Here is a 25,880-nt window from a genome sequence, read left to right on the forward strand (position 1 = left end):
AAAATCTGGAAATTAATATGAAAACAGCTATAATCATCGGTGCTACTGGCTTGGTAGGCAGTACATTGGTCAAACAAATACTTGATAACCCCAATTACTCAAAAGTAACGTTGCTACTTCGCAAACCATTGGAGATTCAACATCCAAAATTGCAACAAGAAATCGTCGATTTCGATAAACCTGATGCTACAAAAATTATGGGCGACGAATTATTTTGTGCGATGGGAACAACTTTGCGCAAAGCGGGTTCTAAAGAAGCGCAATATAAAATTGATTGTACTTATCCTTATGAATTCGGAAAAATTGCCAAAGCCAACGGTGTAAAACAGTATATTTTGGTTTCATCCATTGGCTCGGATGCCAATTCCAATAGCTTTTACTTGAGAACAAAAGGCGATTTAGAACAGAAAATTAAAGCACTTGACTTTGAAAACTTCATCAGTGTTCGTCCTTCTTTTATTTTAGGTGACAGACAAGAATTTCGTTTGGGGGAGAAAATAGGGATTGTTTTAGCCAAAGCAATTTCACCACTTTTAATTGGAAGTTTGAAAAAATACAGAGGAATTGAAGCCGCCCAAATCGCCAAAGCGATGCAAGTATTGGCAAGTAAAGGTTTGACTGGCGTGCATTTCTTTGAATCGGATGAGTTGCAAGCATTATAAGCTTGAGAATGTTCAAAGCTCTTTCTGTATCTTTGTTGAAAAAAATACCGTTTATGACACCACTCGAAACTTTTCAATCCAGAAAAATTCATTTCCAAAACCTTGCCGAGCAATTCCAAAAACAATATAATCAATGGGCTGTTTTTAGGGCTATTTTGTTTGTGGCTGTTGCTGCGATTGGCTATTTCTGCTATGAATTTTATGATTTTGCTTACACGCTTTTAGTACTAATTATTGGCATTGCCTTGTTTTTGTTTTCCGTAACTAAACATTTAAAAATAAAGTATTTAAGAGATAAAAATAGAACTTTAAGCACGCTGAATGAAGACGAAATTCAACGTTTAGAAAATCGTTTTACTCGTACAGAAACAGGCGAAGTATTTGCAGAAGACAACCACTTTTATGCAAGTGATTTAGATATTTTCGGGAAGCAATCTCTTTATAAATTACTGAATCGCACGCATACTTTTGGGGGGGCGAAAATGTTGGCAAATTGGCTTTTGCATCCAGCAGAAACGACTGAAATTCTCAATCGACAAAAAGCTATTCAAGAATTATCAGAGAAAATAGATTGGCGACAAGATTTAGAAGCCTCCGCCATGTTGATTGAAGAAGTATCCGAGCCAACTCATCAATTATTGGCTTGGAACGATGCACCAGCTAATCAGAAAATCCAACAACCTTTATTTCAAATTGCTCGCTTTTTGCCTTATATCACCATTCCTGTGATTTTGGCTTGGATTTTGGGTTTTGTACCTATCTATATAGTGTTGGTGTTGATGGGAATTCATGGTTTGATTTTAAAACAAATATTTACAGAAGTAACCGTTGCGCTCGATCAAACCAATCGCATTGCTGGTGCGATGAAAGCATATTCTGCCTTGGCTGAATTGATTGTTCTTGAAGATTTTCAAGAAGAAAAACTACAAAATTTAAAAAGCAAAATTGCTGAGGCTAGTCCCGCCATTCTTGCTTTAGAAGATATTCTGAACAAAATGGCGAATAGAACGAATCCTTTTTTCGCTTTTGTAGTGGGCATTCCAACTTTATGGGATATTCAATATTTTATCAAATTAGAAAATTGGAAAGCAAACCATCGTGAAAATTTACCTACTTGGTTGGCTGTCATTGCCGAATTTGAAACCTTGAATAGTTTGGCGGGCTATCGTTTTGCCAATCCTACTTTTATTCAACCTAGTATTGTAGCTGGCGGAGTATTTTTAAAAGCAAAAGCTTTGGGTCACCCGATGATTCGCCATAATAAAAGAGTTGCAAATGATATAGAACTGATTGGCGGAGGAAAAACCATTATCATTACAGGTTCGAATATGTCGGGCAAAAGTACTTTCCAAAGAACAGTTGCCATAAATGTAGTATTGGCATTGACGGGTGGCGTTGTTTGTGCAGAAAGTTTTGAATGTTCTTATTTACAAGTATTCACCAGTATGCGAAGCAATGATTCTTTAGAAGAAGGTACTTCATCTTTTTATGCCGAACTAAAACGCTTGAAGCAATTGATTGACGAAGTAGGAACAGGCAAGCAAAACAAAGCTTCAATACTGTACTTTTTAGATGAAATTCTGAAAGGAACAAACTCAAAAGACCGCCACGAAGGAGCAAGAGCTTTGATGTTGCAATTGCATAAAACCTCAGCTTCTGGCTTTATTTCTACTCACGACGTAGAATTAGGTGATGAATTTGATGAACAAGATTTTGTAAAAAACTATAGCTTTTCATCCGAAGTAGTCAACGACGATTTGGTATTCGATTATAAACTTCGCAAAGGTGTTTGCCATAGTTTTAATGCGAGTCAACTAATGAAGAGGATTGGGATTGAGATGTAAGCTATTTCTTAACTAGTGATTAGTATTTAAAACTGATAATTACTCATGGCATGACTCCAAGTCATGCCATGAGTGAAAGAGTAAAATATTATTTTACAATTCCCATCTTCATAAAAACAGGAAAATTCACTTTGAAAATATCTGAACTTTTATAGATAGCTTTTAAACTTTCTATAAAACCATCTACAGGATTTTCATGGTGAATTTTGATGTACTTCTGTACACTCGACCAAGTATTCAAATATCCTTCCAATTCAGCAAGCGTCCATTGATAGTTCATCGCAAATTTTGGACTTTCTATCATCTCAAAAGGAAATGGAATACTTCTGTATTCTTCATCAATAAACCTACGTTCCGCATCCCAATATTCACCAATTTGTTCTTGATAAAAATCCTGAAATAGCGCATTGGCTTTTTCATTATCTATCGTCAAAGTACCATAACCCCAAGCCGCAAAAATGGCTTCTGGCTTAGCAACACGATGTACTTCTTGGAAAAAACGCTCAAAATCAAACCAATGAATGGCTTGCCCAACCGTTATTAAATCAAAAGTATTTGCTGGGAATTCCGTCTTTTCAGCTTGAGCAATTGAATAATGAATATTATCCGCCTGATGAGCATTATCTAACTGCTTTTGCGAAATATCCGTCGCAAAAACTTTTTGAAATATTGTTGATAAATGCGACGCCACTTGTCCATTGCCAGTGGCACAATCCCAAGCAGCCTCAAAGTTTTTCACCTTTGTCAAAACAAAGTCATACAATTCAGCAGGATATTTAGGACGAAATTTAGCATAAAGTGCTGCTTGTGTCGAGAAATTATCTTTAGGCATCTCTTGTTAATTTAGTCGGGAGCTTACGATTTCTTAGACGTTTGGCTTGTGTTGAATTATCATCTAAGTCTAACCTTCCTAAGTAATATTATATTTGAGTTATTTTAATTCAATTATAATTATTCTCTCGTCACATACTTATCGCTTATCCATCCTCTTAGCTTCTGATTTTTGAATTCAAAACTTATTGGATTGCATTCTTCTTTTCCTGCAATAGTGTTATTTTCTACCTCAACAAACAGCCACTTCCTATCTTTTTCTATGATTTCAGATAGAACCTTAATTTTTGATGCTATTTTAATTTTAGCAATAATATTAGTTCCATCTTCGCAAGCATAGGTAAATGTTTCTTTTACTTTTCCCTCTAGCTTATCAATGCTTGGTGAAAATCGCAAATTGTAATTGTCTATGGTAACTTTTACAAAAAAAGTATTTGTAAAATAAATAAAAGGTTCTAAAAGGTGCGTGTTTTCTGTATAAGAGCTATTGGTCAAAACGTAATTTTCCTTAATAATTGCAGAACTTTCGTTAAACTCAAATACTCTATTTGACAAATAAGGACTCTCTCCACAACAGTGTGTCAATCTTACATACAACATTTTTTTATTGTCAATATTCCATAAAACATAAGAATTACATTGTTCATGTAGTTGCTCTTTGTATTGTCCATCCATGTTTAAAAATACTGTAATACAGTTTGGTTCGCCACATCCATATAAGTAAATAATATCGTTTTTTCCATCATTGTTTAAATCAATAATTTGCTTCTCAAACGTCCTATCGTTTGCATTTTTTTTAATCTCGCTCTCTATTTTATTAATTTGAGAAGATTGACCAAATCCTTGAATTAAAATAGTAAAACAAAAGAGTGTTAGTAGGGCTCGCATATTATTTGTTTTAACCACCAACTAAGCTATTATACGAAAGTTTTAGTAACTCGTTGGTGGAAAGTTTTCCAAATTTAGGATAGTGTATAAAAACTTCAATTAGCAGTAATTCACTCAATTCCCCAAAAAATCACCGAACTCTTTTATGAAAATTATGTGGCAGTCAATAAATGCCTAAGAGATTCTTTGCTTCAAATTGATTTAAAGCAAATCATTTTGTTTCTATACTATTTCTTATTGGAATTGATTGGATACAAGTGTTTCTATACTATTTTATGTAGAAAATGATTAGATACAAATGTTTCTATACTATTTCATGTATAAAATGACTAGATACAAGTGTTTCTATGCTGTTTTATGTAGGAAATGATTAGATACAAATGTTTCTATAGTGTTTCTTACAGAATATGATTAGATACAAATGTTTCTATAGTGTTTCTTACAGAATATGATTAGATACAAATGTTTCTATACTGTTTCATATAGGAAATGATTAGATACAGATGTTTTTATGCTGTTTCTAACAGTAATTTATTGGATACAAAAAATATTGTGTTCCACCACATTGAAGGGAGGTTTCACCTTCATCAAGCTTCCAAAAAACACCTTTCGGGAAATTTTTCTGCAATATTTTTTGAATCTAATTTTTTAATACTAAGTTTGTGCAAATAAAAATCAGACAATGACAAACAATTTCAAAAATACAGCATGGTGGTGGCAACTGACAAGCGTCCGTTGAACAGCATTATAATGTATTTTCGATAAAGATATATTTCTTCACGAAGAGGCTTACTGTTCAACCAGTAAGCCTTTTTCTTTGCTCTTTAAAAATCACTAAAAATCAGCATGACTTTTTCAGTAAAAACAACCCAGAAGAAACGTTTAGCAGATACCATTACGCCCGTTGGAATCTTTCTGAAATTGCGTAATAAGTTCAAAAATTCGGTTATCCTAGAAAGTGCCGATTATCACGGAAAAGAACATGGCTATAGCCATATCGCCTGCGACCCAGTGGCGAGTATTGTTATCGATAAAGATGTCGTAACGCAGACTTTTCCCGATGGAACTACCGAAACTTTTACATTGGCACATCGCAAAGATGCCGTAAAAGCTTTAATGGATTTCGCCAAACGCTTTGAGTGGGAACGTCAGCCTGATTATGCTCCGATGGCAAACGGAATGTTTGGTCATATCGCTTATGATGCCGTTGAATATTTTGAAGACATTGAAATTCAGGAGAAAAACGAAAACACAGAAATGCCTTCTATCATTTATCATGTGTATCGTTATGTGATTGCCATCAATCATTTCAAAGATGAATTGTACTTGTATGAGCATCAATATACTGGAGAAAAAGAAAAAGAGGCAGACAAAGTAAAAGGCTTAGAAGTACTTGAGATGTTGTTGGATATGCCACATTATGCAACGAAATCATTCAAATTGACGGGCGATGAAACGACCAATTATACGGATGATGAAATGCGTGTGATTATTCAGGAATGTATCAAACACTGTTTGCGTGGCGATGTTTTCCAGATTGTACCTTCTCGTCGTTTTAGTCGTACTTTCGAAGGCGATGATTTCCAAGTATATCGTGCCTTACGGTCTATCAATCCATCGCCTTATATGTTCTATTTTGATTACGAAAATTATAGAATATTTGGAGCTTCGCCCGAAAAACAAATCGGTATCAAAAATGGAATGGCTGAAATTCACCCCATTGCAGGTACTTTTAGAAGAACTGGCGATGATGAAAAAGATGCAGAATTGGCTCGCCAATTATTAGCCGACCCCAAAGAATCAGCCGAACACGTGATGTTAGTTGACTTAGCCAGAAACGATTTATCAAGAAGTTCGGATGTGGTAAAAGTAGAGACTTTCAAAGAGGTACAGTTTTATTCACACGTGATTCACTTGGTTTCTAAAGTAACAGGCAAAATGACTGTAGGAACGAATCCATTGCAATTGGTGGCAGATACTTTCCCTGCGGGAACGCTTTCGGGGTCGCCAAAACATAATGCAATGAGTATCATCAACCGTTTAGAAAACGTAAATCGCCACATTTACGGCGGAGCGATTGGCTATATGGATTTTGTCGGAAACTTTAATCATGCCATTGCAATTCGTACTTTTATGAGTAAAAATAATACGCTTTATTACCAAGCAGGTATGGGCGTAGTAGCCAAATCGGTGATTGAAAACGAAATGCAAGAAATCAAATTGAAATTAGGTGCTTTAAGAAAAGCCTTGGATATGGCAGAAAGCATTTAGCCGATAGCTATCAGCTTTGAGCTGAAAATTATCATCATTCTGTCAAATTAAAATATAAATGATTAATAAAGCTCAAGGCTCATTGCTCAAAGCTGACAGCTAGATACAACCATGAAAATATTAGTCCTTGATAATTACGATTCATTCGTGTATAATTTAGTCTATATCTTGAAAGATTTAGGCAATGAAGTGGATGTATTCCGCAACGATAAAATCTCATTAGAGGCCGTAGGCAAGTATGATAAAATCTTGCTTTCGCCCGGTCCTGGAATTCCAGAAGAAGCAGGTATTTTATTAGATGTAATTCGTGAGTATGCCCCTACGAAATCTATCTTTGGAGTATGTCTGGGTCACCAAGCCATTGGCGAAGCCTTCGGAGCAAAATTGCACAACATGGGCGATGTATTACATGGAGTAACAACCAAATGTATCATCACTGACCCAACAGAAGTACTTTTCCAAGGCGTGCCGAATGAAGTAAACGTTTGTCGCTATCACTCATGGACAGTCGTAAAAGATACCATGCCCGCAGAATTAAAAGTAACTGCTCTCGACGAACAAGGTTACGTAATGGCAGAAGCACATAGTAAATATGATGTAAGAGGTGTTCAGTTTCACCCAGAAGCGTATTTAACAGAGTACGGTGTGAAAATGGTAGAAAACTGGGTGAAAATCTAGTAAAACAAAAACGCTACTTACCGAACACGAAAATGAAAAAATACTTACAAAAAAGAACAGAAGGCAATGCCCTAACGCAAGAAGAAGCCCAAGCAGCCTTGAGAATCATTGCCAGAGGCGAAGCCAATAACAGTCATATTGCGGCATTTCTAACAACTTACATGATGAAGCCCATCACGACGGAAGAATTGGCAGGTTTCAGAGATGCCATGTTGGAATTAGCCTTAACGATAGACCTTTCTGCCTACGATCCAATGGATGTTTGCGGAACGGGTGGAGACGGAAAAGATACTTTTAATATTTCAACGACAGCTTCTTTTGTGGTAGCAGGTGCTGGTCAGGCAGTTGCTAAACATGGAAATCATGGCGTATCTTCGTCGGTTGGTTCTTCAACTGTGTTGGAGTACTTGGGCGTGAAATTTAGTAATGATGCGGCTTATCTTCGTCAAAAAATAGAAACTTCGGGTATTTGTTTTTTACATGCTCCATTGTTTCACCCAGCAATGCGTTTTGTGGGTCCAATTCGTAAAGAATTAGGCATGAAAACCTTTTTCAATATGCTTGGTCCAATCTTAAATCCAGCTTTGGTGCAAAAGCAAATCACTGGAGTTTATAATTTAGACGTTTTGAAACTTTATGGCGAGCTGTTGCAGAAATCGTATAAGCATTTTGGCGTAGTGTACGCTTTAGACGGCTACGACGAAATTTCTCTTACTTCTGATTTTAAATTGATTACCATAAAAGGAGAAGAAACGTACTCGCCCGAACAATTAGGTTTCACAAGATGTAAGCAAGAAGATTTACACGGAGGGAATACGGTTGAAGAATCAGCGAAAATATTAATCAATATTCTTGAAAACAAAGGAACGCAAGCCCAAACTCAAGCCGTTTTAGCGAATGCAGCTGTGGCATTGTATTGTGCCGACGATACTTTAAGTTTGTCGGATGCCGTATTGAAAGCCAAAGAGTCTTTAGAAAGTGGCAAGGCTTTGGCAGGTTTTAAGCAATTTATTCAGTAAAATACTCAAAGAGAAATGACAATTTTAGATAAAATCATTGCCCATAAAGCACAAGAAGTAGCTCAAAGTAAAGAAAAAGTTTCTGTTCAAGAATTAGAAAAAAGTGGCTTTTTTGCTAAAACTAATAATTCACTAAAGACAAGTTTACTGAATCCTGCTTCTTCTGGAATCATTGCTGAATTTAAAAGAAAATCGCCTTCAAAAGGCATCATCAACGGAAATGTGACGGTAGAAGAAGTAACCGCTGGTTATGTAAAAGCTGGTGCGGCTTGCCTTTCGGTATTAACAGATTTTGAATTCTTTGGTGGTTCTAGTGAAGATTTTTTAAAGGCTCGTCGCACGAATCCAACAATTCCGATGATTCGTAAAGATTTTATGATTGATGAGTACCAAATCATCGAAGCGAAATCTTTGGGAGCAGACGTAATTTTATTGATTGCGGCAAATTTAACACCACAGCGCATCAAAGATTTAGGTAAGCTGACGAAAGAATTAGGTATGGAGACGCTTTTAGAAATCCATGACGAAGAAGAATTAAATCGTAGTTTGAATCAGTACATTGACGTTGTGGGCGTGAACAATCGTAACTTGAAAAACTTTGCTGAACAAAATGTAAATGCTTCTTTGGAATTAGCAGAGAAAATTCCAGCAGAATGTATCAAGATTTCAGAAAGCTGTATTTCAGAAGCGGCAACTATTAAATTATTGAAATCAGTTGGCTATAAAGGCTTTTTAATTGGCGAAACCTTTATGAAAACCGAAAACCCTGCGGAAGCTTTGAAGAATTTTATTGATGAAGTAAGTAAGTAAAAGCACATAAAAAAGCCCTTGAATCATACGGTTCAAGGGCTTTTTTACTTTAAAACAACTCTCCGTTCCGATACTTTGGAACAATTCCTAAATGAACGTAGGCACGTTCTGTGGCTTCTCGTCCACGAGAAGTACGCTTTAAAAATCCTTCCTGAATCAAGAAAGGTTCATATACTTCTTCAATCGTTTCTGCTTCTTCGCCACAAGCTGTTGCAATCGTTGATAAACCCACAGGTCCACCTTTGAATTTCTCTACAATGGTCGTAAGAATACGAATATCCATTTCGTCTAATCCATTTTGATCAACATCTAAAGCCAACAAAGCCATTTCTGCAATTTCGATTGTGATGACTCCTTTTCCTTTTACTTGTGCAAAATCACGAGTTCTTCGCAAAAGATTGTTGGCAATACGAGGCGTTCCTCTACTTCGACGTGCAATTTCAAAAGCGCCTGCTTCGTCAATTGGCGTGTTCAAAATTTGTGCCGAACGTTTTACAATACTTGTCAACAATTTTGCATCATAATATTCCAATCGACAATTAATCCCAAATCTCGCTCTTAAAGGCGAAGTCAGCATTCCCGCACGAGTAGTTGCACCAATCAAAGTAAATGGATTCAATGAAATTTGTACACTTCGGGCGTTTGGACCCGAATCTAACAAAATATCAATTTTATAATCCTCCATTGCCGAATACAAATACTCTTCAACGATGGGGTTCAATCTGTGAATTTCATCAATAAACAACACATCAAAAGGCTGTAAGTTCGTAAGTAAACCTGCCAAATCAGAAGGTTTATCCAGTACTGGGCCAGAAGTAATTTTGATATTTGCCTTTAATTCATTGGCTACAATGTTTGAAAGCGTGGTTTTTCCTAAACCTGGAGGGCCGTGCAAAAGTACATGGTCAAGTGCTTCCTCACGTAACCTTGCCGCCGTTACAAATACTTGTAAGTTTTCTAGTACTTTGTCTTGCCCTGCAAAATCATCGAAAGAGAGCGGTCTGAGCGCTCTTTCGATTTCCTTTTCTACGGGAGAAAGCGTTTCTTTATTTCCTTTTAAATAATCTTCTCGCATATTTTGATGAAAATTAACTGAAAAGCGGAATTTGTATCAAATCCTTATTCAATATCATTTCTTTTTGATTCGTTCTGAGTGTTCAAAAATACGCCATTTTCTAGTCTGATAAAAACATTCTGAAAAGGCTTTCGCTTTTAACATTTCTACAACATTATATTTAGAAATTTTGCTTTAATTTGTACAATTAATTCTCAATAAAAAACTATTAAACCATTAAATATCTAACCAACTATGAATTCAGCGCTATTAGGCGAGTTTGTCGGCACAGCAGTATTAATCTTTTTAGGCAATGGCGTGGTTGCTACAGTATTATTAAAAGGCTCAAAGGGTGAAAACGGTGGTTGGATTGCCATCACAGCAGGTTGGGCTTTTGCCGTTACGATGGGTATTTTTGTTTCTACCAAATTTGGAAGCCCCGCAGCACATTTAAATCCAGCAGTTACTATTGCCGAAGCTGTAAAGTCAGGAGACTGGTCAAACGCTTTAGGATTTATCATTGCTCAAATTTTGGGAGCAGCACTCGGAGGAACGCTAGTTTGGTTGCAATATTTGCCACATTGGGCAATTACAGAAGACAAAGGGCTAAAATTGGCGTGTTTTAGTACTGCGCCTGCCATCAGAAATCCTTTTTCCAATGTACTTGCCGAATTACTTGCCACTGCGATTGCCATTATTGCATTAGGTTCATTTGGGAGTATTGAAACAGGTTTAGGACCTTTTGTTGTTGGTATTTTAGTTTGGTCTGTTGGGCTTTCTTTGGGCGGAGCAACAGGTTATGCCATTAATCCTGCGAGAGATTTAGGTCCACGCATTGCTCATTTCATTTTGCCAATAGCAGGTAAAGGTACTTCAGACTGGTCTTATGCGTGGGTTCCAGTAGTTGGTCCTATTTTAGGGGCAGTTTTAGGAGCGTTAGTGCTAAATGCTATCCAGTAAAATCAAAATATAATTGCTTTATAATGTTGAGTTTTGAAATTAGATTTTAACAAGTTGAGACAATTTGTTATTTAGAAGCAGTTTTAATAAGATAAAATCTTGATAAGTTAGTAGATAGCTAAATCAAAATTTTATCTTTTTTTGTGTCCTTATACTTTAGTTTTGTTCAAGATTCATAAAAAAGTACTAACTTACTGTATAAAATTTTCTATAGAAATACTACATCATATATCTTGCGTATTCAAATGAAAATTTGTTTGGGTTCAATATCACTTTCAGTATTTGTTCCCTGTTTACAACATAATCAACAGATATTCTTTGAAAGTAAATAATCTTTGTCGCCTAAAGATTGTTTTACTCCAGTCTCTATAAAAGGAAAACGATGTTAAAAAAAGAAGTACAAAGCAACGCTATTAAAGGGATTTCTTTTGAGGATGGCTTTAGCCGTCTTACAAATTTGGCATCTTTACTTTGCGACGTCCCTCTGACATATATTTCTCTTTTAGACGAAAAATCACAATGGATTACAACAATTCCAGTGATTGAAGATCAACCATTCGTTTCAAATCTATCATTACTTACTCAGGAAGTAGTCAATTCAAAATCATTCATTATTCTTGACGATATTTCAAGAGAGCAAACTTCCAATTCTTATCTTTCTTTCTTTTCAGAACTTTCATTTCGTTTTTATGCAGGATTTCCTTTGGTCAATCCCGAAGGAAAAACTATTGGCGTACTTTCATTATTAGGAAATGAAGCCAAAACACTAAAAACTAAAGAAATCAATGCTTTAGAAAATGTAGTTGCTGAAATTGCTGATAAACTTTCTGCTAAAAAAGCATTAAAAGCCTTTGTAAAAGACTTTAACAAATTACAAGAAATAACAGTAAGTGTATCAAGATTTACTGAAATGTTAGAGGAAATCAACAGTGTGGCTCGTGTTGGTGGATGGGAAATAGATTTAGTAAAGAAAACTTTTTTTTGGTCGGATGTCACTCGTGAATTACATGAAGTACCGAACGACTCTAATCCAAGTTTCAAAGAAGCCTTACATTTTTTCAGAGATGGAAAAAGTAGAAAGGCTGTTATAAGAGCAATTTTAAATGCCATAAAACTTGGAAAACCATTCGATATAGAAGTACAAATTATTACCTATCAAGGACTCAAAAAATGGGTAAGAGTAACTGGAAAAACTACTTTTGAGCAACAAAAATGTGTACGGTTATATGGTACTTTTCAGGATATTCACGAGAAAAGAATCAAAGACAAACAGATTTCTTTAAGTGAAGAAAGGTTCAGACAAACTTTTGATAATGCAGCTACAGGGATGTTTATTGCCCAACTTGCTACAGGTATTTTTATAGAAGTAAATGAAGCCTTTGCTAGCATTACTCAATACGATAAAACAGCACTTTTATCTTTAAGTCTTAGAGATTTAATTCATCCAGAAGACTTAAAAATGAGTGATGATTATTTTTTCAAATTATTATCAGGCGCATCATCAGTAATAACGGTTCAAAATCGCTACATCACCAAAAATAATACAGAGGTTTGGGTTGAATTGGTAGCAACCATCGTCAGAGACCATAAAGGCAAACCTTTAAATGTAATTGGGCAAGTACAAGATGTTACTGCTAAAAGAACTTGGGAACGGAAACTGTTATTAAGCGAAGAAAAGCACAGAGGTTTTTTTGAAAACTCACAAGGTTTGATGTGTACGCATGACCTTGAAGGGAATTTTCTAACAGTAAATCCTGCTGGAGCCGCTTTACTTGGTTATACAACCGAAGAGTTTTTATCAAAAAATCTTTTTGATATTACTCCTCAAAGAATACAAGATAAAATGACAAGTTATCTTGAGGCGATTGCCAAATATGGTTCGTATAAAGGTTTGGTGAAAGTTGTTCATAAAAATGGTTCGTTTAGAACTTGGCTATCTAATAGTGTACTTTCTGAATTATTAGATGGTAGAAAGTATGTAATTGGCAATGCCGTCGATATGACAGAACGCATCAAGATGGAGCGGGAATTAATCAGTGCTAAAGTATTAGCTGAACGAAATGCCCATGCTAAGGATGTGTTTTTGGCAAATATGAGCCATGAAATTCGCACACCAATGAATGCGATTACAGGTTTTGCCAATTTATTGAAAGAAACTAAACTAGATTCTGAGCAAAAAGAGTTTGTATCAAACATTAATACTGCTGCCGAAAATCTGTTGGGAATTATTAATGATATTCTTGACCTTTCTAAAATTGAGTCAGGACATTTGGTGATAGAATCTGTGCCTTTTAATCTGTATGAAGTTATCAAAAACATAAAATCGGTACTTACTTATAAGGCACTTGGTAAAAACCTGGAGTTAGATTATCAAATTTCAGCAAGTATTCCTCATACGATATTAGGTGACCCAACACGCCTCACGCAGATTTTATTAAACCTTACCAATAATGCCATTAAGTTTACAGAAGCAGGTTCTGTGAAAATTGTACTTGATTTACAAAGTGAGAATGAGGATGAGTACAATATCTTATTCAAGATTATTGATACTGGAGTTGGTATTCCACAAGATAAATTAATGGTTATTTTTGACCGTTTTGCACAGGCTAATTCAGATACTACCCGAAAGTTTGGTGGAACAGGTTTGGGTTTAAGTATTTCAAAATTATTGATAGAATTACAACAGGGGAACATTTTTGTAGAAAGTGAAGAGCACGTTGGTTCTACGTTTTACTTTAATTTATCCTTTAAAAAAGTAAAAGGAGAAATCATTCAAAAACAAGAAACGTATCTTTTACCAATCGACCCACATAAAAAAGTAAGAATATTATTAGCAGAAGACAATCCTTTAAATCAGAAGCTTGCCATGAAAGTATTAGAGCGATTTGGTTTTTTTCCAGAGCTTGCTGAAAATGGAAGAATAGCGGTATTGAAAGTACAAGAAAAACAATATGATGTTATTCTGATGGATTTACAAATGCCTGAAATGGATGGCTATCAGGCAACACAATTTATCAGGAAAAAACTTGAAAATAATACACCAATCATTGCTTTAACGGCGCATTCACTAATTGGGGAAAAAGAAAAATGTATGGCTGTTGGAATGAATGATTACATTACTAAACCTTTTTCACCTAAAGATTTGTTCAATAAAATAGCGAGTTTTATCAACATACAAGTAGCTGAAAATTTACAAGTTGTAGAGGTTTTGAAGTAGAAAAATGTAGCAAAAAGGCGATAGGTTTAATCCGAAAAAAATAAATTTATCTTTATATAATTTCGATTTTTTATATAATGCAAAAATTTAAATAAAGCAAATAGGTAAATGATAACATAATTCATAAGGAGTACAAAAATAGCCACTTAATTAATATCAATTTGGGGAATGAAAACAATGATGAATGTTTTGTTTTTCAGAGTAAAAATCTTTGATAAATACTAAGTCATTGACTGGAATTGTTATTACTTTTGAGTAATTGTTACTAAATTTTGATACTTGTTGATTTGTGAGATCCATAATTGGCGGCTCCTTATTTATTTTAATATACTTCAATCATGGAGAAAAAGAATTTACCAATACCAGAGAATGAAGACTTGCGATTAAAAGCTTTAGAGGAGTATAATATACTTGATACTTTACCTGAGGAAGAATTCGATAGGCTAACAAAATTGGCTTCCGTAATTTGTGGTGTACCAATTTCTTTGATTTCATTGATTGATAAAGATAGACAATGGTTTAAATCTAATGTTGGTTTAGATGGCACTCAAACAGCTAGAGATATTTCATTTTGCCAATATACCATCGTTGGGAAAGATATTTTTGAAGTAGAGGACGCAACGCTTGATGAAAGATTTCATAATAATCCATTAGTTGAGCATGCACCTGAAATACGGTTTTATGCAGGATACCCACTTATCGACCCAGATGGATTTGCATTGGGTTCGCTTTGTGTAATTGATACTAAAGCCAAAAAATTAGATGCAGAACAACAATTAGCTTTAAGAATTTTAGGGAAAGAAGTAGCCGCACAAATTGTAGCTCGAAAAGAAAGAGCGATTCTTAAGAATTATGAAAAACTATTCTTAGAATCAAAAGATATGATTTGTATTGCAAAAACGGACGGTCTTTTCAAAAAGATAAATCCTGCTTTTTGCAAAACTTTGGGTTGGGATGACGTTGATTTAATTGATAAATCTTTTTACGATTTTTTACATCCTGATGATCTTAAAGAAACAAAAGAAGAAGTTGAAAGTCTAGGAAATAAAGTATTGTCTTTAAATTTTACGCATCGTTTCAGAACGAAATCAGGTGATTATAAATTTTTAGAATGGGTAGCTACTCCCGATGCTACAACTGGAACACTTTATGCGATTGCCAGAGACATTACAGATTACAAACGCCTAAAAGTAGAAGTAGAAAAACTTTCGGAGATTCAAAATATCATTTTGGACGGAACAGATTACTCAATTATTTCAGTTGATACCAACAGCGTGATTAAGACATTCAACCGTGGTGCTGAAAAAATGTTGGGTTATCTCGCCGATGAAGTCGTTGGAAAAGTAACGCCTGAAATCATCCATGATAAAGAAGAAGTCGTAAAAAGAGCCGAAATATTATCACAAGAATTAGGAATTACGCTTGAACCGGGACATGAAGTTTTTCATGCAAAAGCAAGGTTAGGCGTTGCAGATAGCAATGAGTGGACTTATATTAGAAAAGATAAATCAAGATTAACTGTAGAACTTTCTGTTACTTCCTTGAGAAATAACGATAATGTTATTACAGGCTTTATGGGGATTGCAAAGGATATAACAGAGAAAAAAGTTTGGGAAAATCAATTACTCATTAGTGAAAATAGACATAGAGGCTTCTTCGAAAATACGCAAGGGCTGATGTGTACACATGATATTTATGGAAATTTCTTGACAATTAACCCTGCTGGAGCTGAATTGGTGGGTTATACCAAAGAAGAAATTTTACAAAGAAGTTTGTTTGATATCGTTTCTGAATCGTCTGTCCAAGGCGTGAAAGCCTACCTTGATGAAATTCTTCATAAAGGCAGCAGTAAAGGACTGATGAGAGTAATCCATAAAAATGGTTCGCCCAGAACTTGGATGTACAATAATGTACTTTCGGAATTGATAAATGGACAACAATATATAATTGGTAATGCTGTAGATATAACCGACAGAATATTGATGGAAAAAGAATTGATAAAAGCAAAAGAACATGCAGAGAAAAATGCTCTTGCAAAGGATACCTTTTTGGCAAATATGAGCCACGAAATTCGTACTCCTATGAATGCTATTATTGGTTTTTCTAATTTATTAAAAGATACAGAGCTAGAAGAAGAGCAACGTGATTATGTATCAAATATCAATATTGCTTCCGAAAATTTATTAGGGATTATCAATGATATTTTAGATATTTCAAAAATTGAATCAGGGCATATTGTTATTGAAAAAATTGCTTTCAATATTAAAGATTTACTAAAAAATGCAAAAGCTGTTTTAAATCACAAAGCCCAAGAAAAAGGTTTGGAATTGAGCAGTATCGTAGATGAAAATATTCCAACGTTTGTTATCGGTGACCCTACTCGTTTAAATCAAATTTTACTCAACCTGACCAATAATGCGATTAAATTTACCGAAAAAGGAAGAGTAAAGATTTTGGTTGAACTTCTGAAAGAATCATCAACAGAATGTTCAATCTTATTTAGTGTAATGGATACGGGAATTGGTATTCCTGCTGATAAATTAGATTCTATTTTTGATAGATTTACACAGGCAGATAGCGATACGACTAGAAAATATGGAGGAACTGGCTTAGGTTTAAGCATTTCAAAATCTTTGGCAGATCTTCAAGACGGAAAGTTATGGGTAGAAAGTACGCCAGGGAAAGGGTCAACTTTTTATGTGAGTTTACCTTTTGGCATTGACGTGAAAGATAAAAACAACGAAAATGACGCTAAAAACTCGACAGCCTTAAAAAGTGAACGTGAAGTAAAAGTACTTTTGGTAGAAGATAATCCATTAAATCAGAAGTTAGCTTTAAAAGTACTTAGTAAATTTGGCTTCACTGCTGATTTAGCTGAAAATGGGAGAGTTGCCGTTGAAAAAGTTCAGGAAAACCAATATGAAGTAATTTTGATGGATTTACAAATGCCAGAAATGGATGGTTATCAAGCAACAGAATATATTAGAGGAACATTAAAAATTAACACGCCAATTATTGCTATGACTGCGCATTCCTTGGTAGGTGAAAAGGAAAAATGTATGGTAATCGGAATGAACGATTATATACCAAAACCTTTTGTACCTCAAGAATTATTTGATAAAATTATCACTTATGCAGAAATAAATGGTCAAAACAACGAAAGTAACATGGAAGAGAACCTAGAAGGAATCGTAGATTTATCCTATTTGAGGGAATTATCTGACGGAAACAAAGAGTTTGAACAAGAAATTATTGAATTATATTTGAACCAAATGCCTATTGATTTCGACATACTCAGAAAGGCAATTGATGCTGTTGATTATGTGCTAACGAAATCAACGGCACATAAATTAAAGTCTTCATTTTCTTCAATGGGTGTCAATGAAAATGGATTGTTGAAATCAATTGAAGATAAAGCGAAAACAATGGTCGATATATCAATTATTAAATCTGAATTCACTAAATTAGAAGTAATAGCAAACTATTCTGTGAAAGTATTACAAAGAGTACTTGAAGAAGAGTAATAAAAATTGGAGGCCTAAAAGCCTCCAATTTTTATTTTAGGATTTCCCTAGCAATAACCATTTTTTGAATTTCAGAAGTACCTTCATAAATCTGCGTGATTTTGGCATCTCGCATCATTCTTTCTACGTGAAATTCTTTCACAAAACCGTAGCCTCCGTGAATTTGTACGGCTTCAATGGTTGTATCCATCGCTACTTGCGAGCAAAATAATTTTGCCATCGCCGCCGACTGTACATAACTTCTGTGTTGGTCTTTATCAAAAGCAGCCTTGACGCAAAGTAATCTTGCCGCTTCAATATTGGTCGCCATATCTGCTAATTTGAATTGTATTGCCTGATGTTCAGCAATTGCTTTTCCGAAAGATTTACGTTCCTGTGCATACTTCAAAGATAATTCATACGCACCAGAAGCAATGCCCAATGCTTGTGCTGCAATGCCAATTCTGCCACCATTTAACGTTGACATGGCGAATTTAAAGCCAAAACCATCTGCTCCAATTCTATTTTCTTTGGGCACTTTCACATCTGTAAACATTAATGAATGTGTATCAGAACCTCGAATTCCTAGTTTTTTCTCTTTCTTTCCTACTTGAAAACCTTCCATTCCACGCTCTACAATCAGACAATTAATTCCTTTATGACCTAATTCTGGATGTGTTTGTGCCATTACTAGATATACGCTCGCTCTTCCGCCATTAGTAATCCAGTTTTTTGTGCCGTTTAATAAGTAATAATCGCCCATATCTTCGGCAGTGGTATGCTGAGAAGTAGCGTCAGAACCCGCTTCGGGTTCTGATAAAGCAAATGCCCCGATGATTTTTCCTTGTGCTAAAGGAACAAGATATTTTTGTTTTTGTTCTTCCGTTCCGAAGGCTTCTAAACCATAACAAACTAAAGAATTATTCACAGAAACCATTACCGAAGCAGAAGCATCAACTTTTGATAATTCCTCCATCGCCAATACATAAGAAACCGTATCCATTCCTCCTCCTCCATATTCTGGCGAAACCATCATGCCCAGAAAGCCCAACTCTCCCATTTTTCGCACTAATTCTTCTGGAAAAAATTCTTTTTCATCACGGTCAATTACTTCTGGAAGTAATTCTGTTTGAGCAAAATCACGAGCTGCTTGTTGTACGGCAAGGTGTTCTTCCGATAATTGAAAGTTCAAGCCTTGAAAGATTGAATCACTCATGTTAAATCAAGTTTTTATATTGAGATTATTACTCAAATATATAAAATAGTATGCTTGCATAACAAAAATTGCAATTTTATTTTTATCCAAGTATAAATTTATAGTAACTGCATCAAAAAAGGAGGCTCTTGCGAAACCTCCATCAAAACTTATTTCAATGCTGCCGACCAATCATCAATTAAATCTTCTATATTTTCTAAACCTACCGATACTCTAAGTAAATTATCGGGCGTTGGACTGTTTGTCCCTTCTACTGATTTTCTATGTTCGATTAAACTTTCAACACCGCCTAAACTGGTTGCTGTTGTAAAGAGTTTGAGTTTCCCCGTTAATGCCATCGCATTTTTAGCATCTCCTTTTACTTGTACCGAAAGCATCGCTCCAAAACCACCAAGCATTTGTTTTTTAGCAATTTCATGTTGTGGATGTGTTGCTAAACCGGGATAATGCACCGCTTCAATTTGTGGATGAGTACTCAGAAAATCAGCTAATTTTCCAGCATTTTCTGTTTGTGCTTTTACCCTTAAAGCTAAAGTTTTAATACCTCTTGCCACCAACCAAGATTCAAAAGGCGAAGGAACTCCGCCCGTTAATTTCTGAATTGTTCTTAATTTATTCGATAATTCTCCTTCTTCTTTAATAATTAATGCTCCACTTAAAACATCACTGTGTCCACCAAAATACTTCGTGGTTGAGTGCATCACAATATCAGCTCCTAAATCTAAAGGTCTTTGTAAAATGGGCGTTGCCCAAGTATTATCAACGGCAACTAAAGCATTTATTCCTTTTGCGATTTCACTAATGGCTTGAATGTCGGCAATTTTTAATTGTGGATTGGAAGGCGTTTCTATCCAAAACAATTTGGTATTGGGTTGAATCGCTGACTTTACGGCTTCCAAATCTGTCATATCCACAGTCGTCATAGATAAACCCCATTGTCCGAATACTTCTGTAATTAATACATTCGTAGCAAAGTAAGCATCGTCTGGCGTAATGATATGATCGCCTGATTTTAAACTTTGAAATAAAGCCGTTGTCGCTGCCATTCCTGAAGCAAAAGCTAATCCGACAGCTCCGTTTTCGAGTAAAGCAATACTTTTTTCTAAAAGCTGACGATTTGGATTATTGGCTCTTGAATAAATATATCCGTGTGAGTATGAGCCGTCTGTCTCTCTTTCAAAAGTGGTGGATAAATAAATGGGCGAAGTGACAGCACCAGCGTTGGCATCGTGCATTTGGGTGGACTGTATCGCTAATGTTTCAATTTTCATTTGAGTGAAGTGTTTGGAATTCTTTCTCAAAATAACATAATCAATTCCTCATATCACAGTACAAAAGCTAATTTCAACAAGTATATCTTTAGTAACGAATCAATAAACTTCTTATATTCAAGAATCATTAGCAAACCAAACTGATTCATTTGCCCATTCGAATCAGTAAAAGCTTTAAACCACTCCTGTTTGGGCAAAGGAGTTTTTAAATATGGAAAATAATTCAAGACGGGATTTTCTCAAGAAAAGTTCTTTGGCAGTAGCGGGTTTCTACATTGTACCTCGCCATGTGTTAGGCGGAAAAGGCTTTATTGCTCCTTCCGATAAACTCAATATCGCTGCCATCGGTTGCGGAGGTAAAGGTTGGTCGGATATTCTTGGAGCTTATGATAGTGGAAGAAATAACATTGCAGCACTTTGTGATATTGATGACCGCCAAATGAAGCAGTCTGTCGAGAAGTTTCCTAGTGCTAATAAGTACAAAGATTTCCGTATCATGCTGGAAAAAGAAAAGGATAACATTGATGCCGTAACGGTTTCTACGCCCGACCATACGCACTATGTTTCAGCAATGGCGGCGATGAGTTTAGGAAAACATGTATATGTACAAAAACCTTTGGCACATAATATTTACGAAGTTCGTAAAATGACTGAAGCTGCTGTTCAGCAAAAAGTAGTGACACAAATGGGAAATCAAGGTTCTTCGGGTGATGGTGTACGAAGAATGATAGAATGGTATAAAGCGGGATTGATTGGTGAAGTATCTAAAGTTCACGTTTGGACAAACCGACCAGTTTGGCCACAGGGTATTGCTAAACCAACTGGCAAAGTAGAAGTTCCTAAAGAAGTAGATTGGGATTTATGGCTTGGTCCTGCCGAGTGGGAAGATTATCAACCAGCCTATCATCCTTTCAACTGGAGAGGTTGGGTAAATTATGGAACGGGTTCTTTGGGCGATATGGCTTGCCACATGATGGATCCACCTTATAGAGTATTAGGTTTGGGTTATCCTTCAGAAGTGGAATGTAGTATTGCCAATACCGCTTGGACAGGTCCTTTCAAAGAAGGATATTTCCCTGAAAGTTATCCTGCTGCTTCAATGATTCATTTGAAATTTCCAAGAAAAGGAAAGTCTGATGTAAAAATGACTTGGTATGATGGCGGATTGATGCCTGAACGTCCAGAAGAAATCCCTGCTGATGTAAAATTAGGTGACTGGAGTGGTGGAGTATTATTGCTTGGCACAAAAGGCGTAATGATGTGCGGTGTGTATGGTTCGAATCCTACGCTTTGGGGAAGCGAAAGCTTGAAAGCAAAAGGCGAAAAACTGCCTATCACAATTGAAAGAGTAGTCGGTTCAGATGGTGCGGGACATTATCAACAATGGTTACAAGCTTGTAGAGATGGTTACGGAAAACATAAGCCTTTAAGTTCTTCTTTTGATTACTCAGGACCAATGTCGGAAGCTGTTTTGATGGGGAATTTAGCGATTAGAAGTTACTTCTTCCGTTCTCCTAAAAAAGACAAGCAATGGTTACAAGAATATGACTATAATGGAAGAAAGAAACTGCTTTGGGATGGAAAAGAGATGAAAATTACCAATTTCGATGAAGCAAATCAGTTTGTGAAGAGAGAGTACCGTCAAGGTTGGAATTTATAGTATAAAGAAGGGAGGGCAAATTAACTTGTTCTCCCTTTTTAGTATCATTGCCCAAGGCATATATCTAAAAGCCAAAATAATAAATCTAAATACCCAAAGCATATATCTAAAAGCCAAGCTAATAAATCTAATTGTCCAAGACATATATCTAAAAGACAAGTTAATAAATCTAATTACCCAAGGCATATATCTAAAAGCCAAGCCAATAAATCTAAATGCCAAAGGTATATATCTAAAAGCCAAGCCAATAAATCTAAATGCCAAAGGTATATATCTAAAAGCCAAGCTAATAAATCTAAATGCCAAAGGTATATATCTAAAAGCCAAGCTAATAAATCTAAATGCCAAAGGTATATATCTCAGTGAAGTAATAAATTTTATCATTCAACGAGGCAATGTTAATCAATAGCTCCTTTAATCCACCGAATATCACCCCTATTTACTCAATACAGTACTACATTGTATCCTTTATCTTCTTCAAATTTTAAAGTTCGTCCTAGCTACTAAATGATGAGGACTATGCTTTATCAACTCTTAATATAATCATGACAATACCAACATCTAAAGTATATATCAAGGCTTTACTTTTGTCAGAATGATACTCAAAAAAACAATCAAACAAGGAAAATAATGGAAAGAAGATCCGTCATTAAAAATATTGGAGGCTTATTTTTAACGCCAGCTTTAAGCCCTCTCTTGAAAGGAAAAAAGCCAGTACTAAGAGTAGCGCATCTTACCGATGTTCATTTAAAAAATGAATTAGACGCTCCTGCAAAATTTGCTAAATGTCTGCATCACGTTCAGCAACAAAGTCCTAAAGTAGATTTTATCTTGAATGGGGGCGATATTGTTTTTGATATGAACAAAGAAAATTTGAGCAACATCAATAGTCAATGGAAATTATTAGAAGACATCATCAAAGCAGAAAGTTCTATTCCTGCACATTATTGTTTAGGAAACCATGATGTTTGGTGGAGTGAAAATAATAAAGGACAAGCTGTTTATGGGAAACAATATACTTTAGATAAATTGAGCCTTGCCAAACCTTATTACAGTGTTGAGAAAAATGGTTGGAAGTTTATCATCCTCGATAGCGTACATCTCGATGTTGATAATACTTGGTACATTGGTAAATTGGGAGATGAACAATTTACTTGGCTTGAAAAGGAGCTAAAGAACACCAATCCATCCACACCGATTCTTGTATTATCGCATATTCCAATCCTTACCGCTACTTTGATGATTAAAGAAAAAGTGGTAAACAGATGGGAAATGTTAGGAGGCGATATGCACACCGATACCGCAAAAATTATCAATCTATTTTATCAACATCCCAATGTTAAAATTTGCTTGAGCGGGCATGTGCATTTACGAGATAAAGTTGAGTATAATAACGTGACCTATATCTGTAACGGTGCCGTAAGTGGTGCTTGGTGGAAAGGCAACAACAAGCAAACTGCTCCGGGTTACGGGCTATTAGACTTATATGCTGATGGTAGTTTTGAAGAAAAATATGTTAATTATTGATGGTTGGGGAAGTTATAAGTTATCTCGTCTTTTTGATTAGTTTATAGTTCCGCTAGGAACGGAATATTGGTAGAAAAGCTTTTGTTAATCCTTCCAAACCCCATCGGGGCGAAATGTTTCGCCCCGATGGGGTTTGGAAGGGAATTTGTTTATAATACGACTACCGATATTTCGACTCTATGAGGCTATTTCATTTAAAACATCCTTACGAAAATTCGGAATAATTTATAAGGTATTAATACTTCCTCTCCTCCAATTTTCCTCCATTTTGCTTTGTCAAATGTCCCAAATTTGTTCAAAGTCCCTCCACTTTGTCAAACATCCCAATCTCTTGTTCATTTCCCCAAGTATTTTACCATTTTGTGAGGTAGCCCTACCTTTGAGCCATTCAAAAAACAAAAATCTAAACGTAAATCACAAAACGAATACTCAGATGGAAATAGTTTTAAAAATAGCTTTGTATGTGCATATCGCAGCAGGTTTTACAGCACTCACTGCCGGTTTAGTACCCATGTTTGCCGAGAAAGGAGGAAAAGCCCATGTGTTTTGGGGCAATGTATTTTATTGGGCGATGTTCTTAGTAGCTTTAACGGCTTTGATTCGCTTCAAAATGGAATTTCGATTGATATTCTTAGCAGGAATTGCTGTTTTTAGCTTTTATAATACTTTCACAGGTGCAAGATTAGTGCGGATGAAGAAAAATTTAGCACCCGAATTAATTGATTGGATTGGTGCTATTTTAACCATAATCAGTGCTTTAGCAATGATGACTTTTGGAGTATTGGCTTATCAAAAAGGGATTACTTTTTATGCCATTTTATTTAATGTTTTTGGCATCTTTTCGTTGTTGATGGCTACAGAAGATTTAAGAGTATTCTCAGGCAAAAAAGTAATTGATAATACTGTTCCTTTCCAAGCGAGATATTGGTTTCAAAACCATATTTCCAGAATGGGCGGAGCTTATATTGCTACAGTAACGGCATTTTTGGTTGTGAATAATCCACCTTATATTCCGGGTTTAGTAGTTTGGATTGCACCGGGAGTAATCGGCGGAATGATGATTGGCAGAACTCGTAGGTATTATATGGAGAAGGCTAAAAGTAAGCTTTAGGCTATGAGCCGTGAGCTTTGAGCTCTTCTTGCCGTTGTTCGTGTCTCACGAACAACTTTTTAGCTCGCAACTTCCTACAGCTTAACACTTACAGCTTTCTTAATAAAATATCCCAAACCCAACATTGACACTAAGATTAAGCCAAAAACAAAAAACTGAATGCCACTGCCTTGACTTGGGTGTTCTATCAGTTTACGAATTTCTTGTGCTTGTGTTCCTAACCAAATTGATAGAATAGTTCTTGGAAGCATTCCGATAAAACCTGCGGTCAGAAAGTTTTTCAGTTTCGTTCCTGAGAAAGAAAACAGCACATTGGTAACGGCAAATGGCAAAACAGGCGAAAGACGAGCTAATAAAATAATCTTGAATTCGTCTTGTTGAAGATTATCCAGTACTTGCCTTACTTTAGGTTTTTCTGAAAGTTTAGTCAAAAACCTTCCGCCATCTATCAATTTCGCTACTTTAAAACCCAAGTATGAAGCACACCAATAACTAATGGCAATAGGAACGAAGGCATTCCAAGCCAAGAAATAGCCACTCAATAATGCAATAAAAGTAGTAGGAGTAAGGGCAAAAGCCATGCTAAAACATGAAGCCACGTAAACCAAAACCCATTGAAGTAATGTAAAATGTCGGACTTCCTCCTCGTGCATGATGAGCCAATAGCTTATACTGGAGCTAGCAAAAATGGGCATTAAGCCTAAAAAGAAAGTATAAACTATTGAAAAAGTATTTTTCTGGAGGAAATCTAACATTGTACAAAGATAGATGCCTTAATAGCATTCTACAAAAAACTTAGAAATCTGTAAATTTTATCGGAAGTAAATCACCCACAGATTCGGTAATCAAAATTTGCTGATTTGCTCCCACCATAATAAAACGAATTGGTGATTTTTGTCTGACTTCGTACTCCAACATCGCTTGTCGGCAAGCTCCACAAGGCGGAACACCTCTGAAAATATCTTCTTTCCCGGGACGAGCAATTACTGCAATCGCTTTAATGATTCGTTCTGGATAATTCGCTCCAACCCAAAAAATTGCCGATTGTTCAGCACAAGAACCCGAAGGGAAAGCCGCATTTTCTTGGTTATTGGCAGTAATGATTTCGTTGTCGTCTAATAAAATGGCAGCACCTACATGGAAATTAGAGTAAGGCGCATACGATTTGTAAGTAGCTTTGCGAGCTTCGTTTAATAATTTATTTTCTAATACCGACAGCTCAGTGTCGTTATTGTATGTTTCAAGGGTGATTGTTAAATTAAGTTTCTGCATATCAGTTTATTCGGTATATTTTCATTAGTTTTTAGATGGGGAAAACTATAACGAAAAAATACTTTGGAATAGTTCATGATATTTTT

Annotated in this window: 20 protein-coding genes; 13 read left to right on the top strand and 7 right to left on the bottom strand. The window is 35.7% G+C overall.

From position 1 onward, the window contains the following. Positions 1–17: 17 nt before the first annotated feature. Both VB798_RS10320 and VB798_RS10325 read left to right on the top strand, forming a co-directional pair. Positions 18–662 (top strand): oxidoreductase, encoded by a 645-nt coding sequence (locus tag VB798_RS10320; RefSeq protein ID WP_323258391.1) that lies wholly within the window; start codon positions 18–20, stop codon positions 660–662. A 53-nt stretch (positions 663–715) separates the two neighbouring features. Continuing rightward, positions 716–2,506, top strand: coding sequence for a MutS-related protein (locus VB798_RS10325; RefSeq protein WP_323258392.1), 1,791 nt, complete (start codon positions 716–718; stop codon positions 2,504–2,506). Positions 2,507–2,594: 88 nt separating this feature from the next. Here VB798_RS10325 and VB798_RS10330 read toward each other — a convergent pair whose 3' ends face one another. Then, a complete protein-coding gene (locus VB798_RS10330; RefSeq protein ID WP_323258393.1) occupies positions 2,595–3,338 on the bottom strand; it encodes a class I SAM-dependent methyltransferase in 744 nt (247 codons plus the stop codon). A 119-nt stretch (positions 3,339–3,457) separates the two neighbouring features. Beyond that, entirely contained in the window at positions 3,458–4,225 is a 768-nt protein-coding gene (locus VB798_RS10335) for a hypothetical protein (protein WP_323258394.1), read from the bottom strand. Between the two features lie 846 nt (positions 4,226–5,071). Here VB798_RS10335 and VB798_RS10340 point away from each other — a divergent pair. From VB798_RS10340 to trpC, 4 genes are all read left to right on the top strand, one after another. After that, positions 5,072–6,496 carry an anthranilate synthase component I family protein gene (locus tag VB798_RS10340; protein WP_323258395.1) on the top strand — a complete coding sequence of 475 codons (1,425 nt, stop codon included), beginning with the start codon at positions 5,072–5,074 and terminating at the stop codon, positions 6,494–6,496. Between the two features lie 111 nt (positions 6,497–6,607). After that, on the top strand, positions 6,608–7,174 hold the full coding sequence (locus tag VB798_RS10345) for an anthranilate synthase component II (RefSeq protein WP_323258396.1): 567 nt from the start codon (positions 6,608–6,610) through the stop codon (positions 7,172–7,174). A 32-nt stretch (positions 7,175–7,206) separates the two neighbouring features. Continuing rightward, positions 7,207–8,193 carry an anthranilate phosphoribosyltransferase gene (gene trpD / locus VB798_RS10350; protein WP_323258397.1) on the top strand — a complete coding sequence of 329 codons (987 nt, stop codon included), beginning with the start codon at positions 7,207–7,209 and terminating at the stop codon, positions 8,191–8,193. A gap of 15 nt (positions 8,194–8,208) precedes the next feature. Continuing rightward, positions 8,209–9,003 carry an indole-3-glycerol phosphate synthase TrpC gene (gene trpC, locus VB798_RS10355; protein ID WP_323258398.1) on the top strand — a complete coding sequence of 265 codons (795 nt, stop codon included), beginning with the start codon at positions 8,209–8,211 and terminating at the stop codon, positions 9,001–9,003. A gap of 49 nt (positions 9,004–9,052) precedes the next feature. Here trpC and ruvB read toward each other — a convergent pair whose 3' ends face one another. Beyond that, positions 9,053–10,078: a Holliday junction branch migration DNA helicase RuvB gene (gene ruvB, locus VB798_RS10360; RefSeq protein WP_323258399.1), complete on the bottom strand. Its 1,026-nt coding sequence runs from the start codon at positions 10,076–10,078 to the stop codon at positions 9,053–9,055. 234 nt (positions 10,079–10,312) lie between these two features. Between ruvB and VB798_RS10365 the strand changes: the two genes are divergently transcribed. From VB798_RS10365 to VB798_RS10375, 3 genes are all read left to right on the top strand, one after another. Next, entirely contained in the window at positions 10,313–11,017 is a 705-nt protein-coding gene (locus VB798_RS10365) for an MIP/aquaporin family protein (RefSeq protein WP_323258400.1), read from the top strand. Positions 11,018–11,399: 382 nt separating this feature from the next. After that, a complete protein-coding gene (locus tag VB798_RS10370; RefSeq protein ID WP_323258401.1) occupies positions 11,400–14,234 on the top strand; it encodes a PAS domain S-box protein in 2,835 nt (944 codons plus the stop codon). Positions 14,235–14,572: 338 nt separating this feature from the next. Then, positions 14,573–17,758 carry a PAS domain S-box protein gene (locus tag VB798_RS10375; RefSeq protein WP_323258402.1) on the top strand — a complete coding sequence of 1,062 codons (3,186 nt, stop codon included), beginning with the start codon at positions 14,573–14,575 and terminating at the stop codon, positions 17,756–17,758. A gap of 31 nt (positions 17,759–17,789) precedes the next feature. Here the strand turns inward: VB798_RS10375 and VB798_RS10380 are convergent, their stop codons facing one another. Together VB798_RS10380 and VB798_RS10385 are read right to left on the bottom strand one after the other, a co-directional pair. Further along, the gene (locus tag VB798_RS10380; RefSeq protein WP_456319144.1) at positions 17,790–18,929 is read right to left on the bottom strand and encodes an acyl-CoA dehydrogenase; all 1,140 of its coding nucleotides are present in this window, start codon (positions 18,927–18,929) and stop codon (positions 17,790–17,792) included. A gap of 173 nt (positions 18,930–19,102) precedes the next feature. Continuing rightward, positions 19,103–20,224 (bottom strand): trans-sulfuration enzyme family protein, encoded by a 1,122-nt coding sequence (locus VB798_RS10385; protein ID WP_323258404.1) that lies wholly within the window; start codon positions 20,222–20,224, stop codon positions 19,103–19,105. A 211-nt stretch (positions 20,225–20,435) separates the two neighbouring features. Here VB798_RS10385 and VB798_RS10390 point away from each other — a divergent pair, with 211 nt between their 5' ends. From VB798_RS10390 to VB798_RS10405, 4 genes are all read left to right on the top strand, one after another. Further along, positions 20,436–21,884 carry a Gfo/Idh/MocA family protein gene (locus VB798_RS10390; RefSeq protein ID WP_323258405.1) on the top strand — a complete coding sequence of 483 codons (1,449 nt, stop codon included), beginning with the start codon at positions 20,436–20,438 and terminating at the stop codon, positions 21,882–21,884. A 25-nt stretch (positions 21,885–21,909) separates the two neighbouring features. Next, positions 21,910–22,293, top strand: a complete 384-nt coding sequence (locus tag VB798_RS10395; protein ID WP_323258406.1) for a hypothetical protein — start codon at positions 21,910–21,912, stop codon at positions 22,291–22,293. A 221-nt stretch (positions 22,294–22,514) separates the two neighbouring features. Continuing rightward, positions 22,515–23,411, top strand: a complete 897-nt coding sequence (locus tag VB798_RS10400; RefSeq protein ID WP_323258407.1) for a metallophosphoesterase family protein — start codon at positions 22,515–22,517, stop codon at positions 23,409–23,411. 433 nt (positions 23,412–23,844) lie between these two features. After that, a complete protein-coding gene (locus VB798_RS10405; RefSeq protein ID WP_323258408.1) occupies positions 23,845–24,522 on the top strand; it encodes a DUF2306 domain-containing protein in 678 nt (225 codons plus the stop codon). A 74-nt stretch (positions 24,523–24,596) separates the two neighbouring features. Here VB798_RS10405 and VB798_RS10410 read toward each other — a convergent pair whose 3' ends face one another. Beyond that, positions 24,597–25,277, bottom strand: coding sequence for a TVP38/TMEM64 family protein (locus tag VB798_RS10410; protein WP_323258409.1), 681 nt, complete (start codon positions 25,275–25,277; stop codon positions 24,597–24,599). 40 nt (positions 25,278–25,317) lie between these two features. Next, the gene (locus VB798_RS10415; protein WP_323258410.1) at positions 25,318–25,794 is read right to left on the bottom strand and encodes a cytidine deaminase; all 477 of its coding nucleotides are present in this window, start codon (positions 25,792–25,794) and stop codon (positions 25,318–25,320) included. Positions 25,795–25,880: the final 86 nt, after the last annotated feature.

Origin of the sequence: Arcicella lustrica, from assembly GCF_034930985.1 — a bacterium.
GTDB classification, from domain to species: domain Bacteria; phylum Bacteroidota; class Bacteroidia; order Cytophagales; family Spirosomataceae; genus Arcicella; species Arcicella lustrica.

Excerpts from the sequence above, each read along its gene's own strand:
- VB798_RS10345 (WP_323258396.1), top strand. The coding sequence starts at position 6,608 with ATGAAAATATTAGTCCTTGATAATTACGATTCATTCGTGTATAATTTA.
- VB798_RS10375 (WP_323258402.1), top strand. The coding sequence starts at position 14,573 with ATGGAGAAAAAGAATTTACCAATACCAGAGAATGAAGACTTGCGATTA.
- trpC (WP_323258398.1), top strand. The coding sequence starts at position 8,209 with ATGACAATTTTAGATAAAATCATTGCCCATAAAGCACAAGAAGTAGCT.
- VB798_RS10335 (WP_323258394.1), bottom strand. The coding sequence starts at position 4,225 with ATGCGAGCCCTACTAACACTCTTTTGTTTTACTATTTTAATTCAAGGA.
- VB798_RS10400 (WP_323258407.1), top strand. The coding sequence starts at position 22,515 with ATGGAAAGAAGATCCGTCATTAAAAATATTGGAGGCTTATTTTTAACG.
- ruvB (WP_323258399.1), bottom strand. The coding sequence starts at position 10,078 with ATGCGAGAAGATTATTTAAAAGGAAATAAAGAAACGCTTTCTCCCGTA.
- VB798_RS10385 (WP_323258404.1), bottom strand. The coding sequence starts at position 20,224 with ATGAAAATTGAAACATTAGCGATACAGTCCACCCAAATGCACGATGCC.
- VB798_RS10410 (WP_323258409.1), bottom strand. The coding sequence starts at position 25,277 with ATGTTAGATTTCCTCCAGAAAAATACTTTTTCAATAGTTTATACTTTC.
- VB798_RS10340 (WP_323258395.1), top strand. The coding sequence starts at position 5,072 with ATGACTTTTTCAGTAAAAACAACCCAGAAGAAACGTTTAGCAGATACC.
- trpD (WP_323258397.1), top strand. The coding sequence starts at position 7,207 with ATGAAAAAATACTTACAAAAAAGAACAGAAGGCAATGCCCTAACGCAA.
- VB798_RS10405 (WP_323258408.1), top strand. The coding sequence starts at position 23,845 with ATGGAAATAGTTTTAAAAATAGCTTTGTATGTGCATATCGCAGCAGGT.
- VB798_RS10390 (WP_323258405.1), top strand. The coding sequence starts at position 20,436 with ATGGAAAATAATTCAAGACGGGATTTTCTCAAGAAAAGTTCTTTGGCA.
- VB798_RS10320 (WP_323258391.1), top strand. The coding sequence starts at position 18 with ATGAAAACAGCTATAATCATCGGTGCTACTGGCTTGGTAGGCAGTACA.
- VB798_RS10325 (WP_323258392.1), top strand. The coding sequence starts at position 716 with ATGACACCACTCGAAACTTTTCAATCCAGAAAAATTCATTTCCAAAAC.
- VB798_RS10365 (WP_323258400.1), top strand. The coding sequence starts at position 10,313 with ATGAATTCAGCGCTATTAGGCGAGTTTGTCGGCACAGCAGTATTAATC.
- VB798_RS10415 (WP_323258410.1), bottom strand. The coding sequence starts at position 25,794 with ATGCAGAAACTTAATTTAACAATCACCCTTGAAACATACAATAACGAC.
- VB798_RS10370 (WP_323258401.1), top strand. The coding sequence starts at position 11,400 with ATGTTAAAAAAAGAAGTACAAAGCAACGCTATTAAAGGGATTTCTTTT.
- VB798_RS10330 (WP_323258393.1), bottom strand. The coding sequence starts at position 3,338 with ATGCCTAAAGATAATTTCTCGACACAAGCAGCACTTTATGCTAAATTT.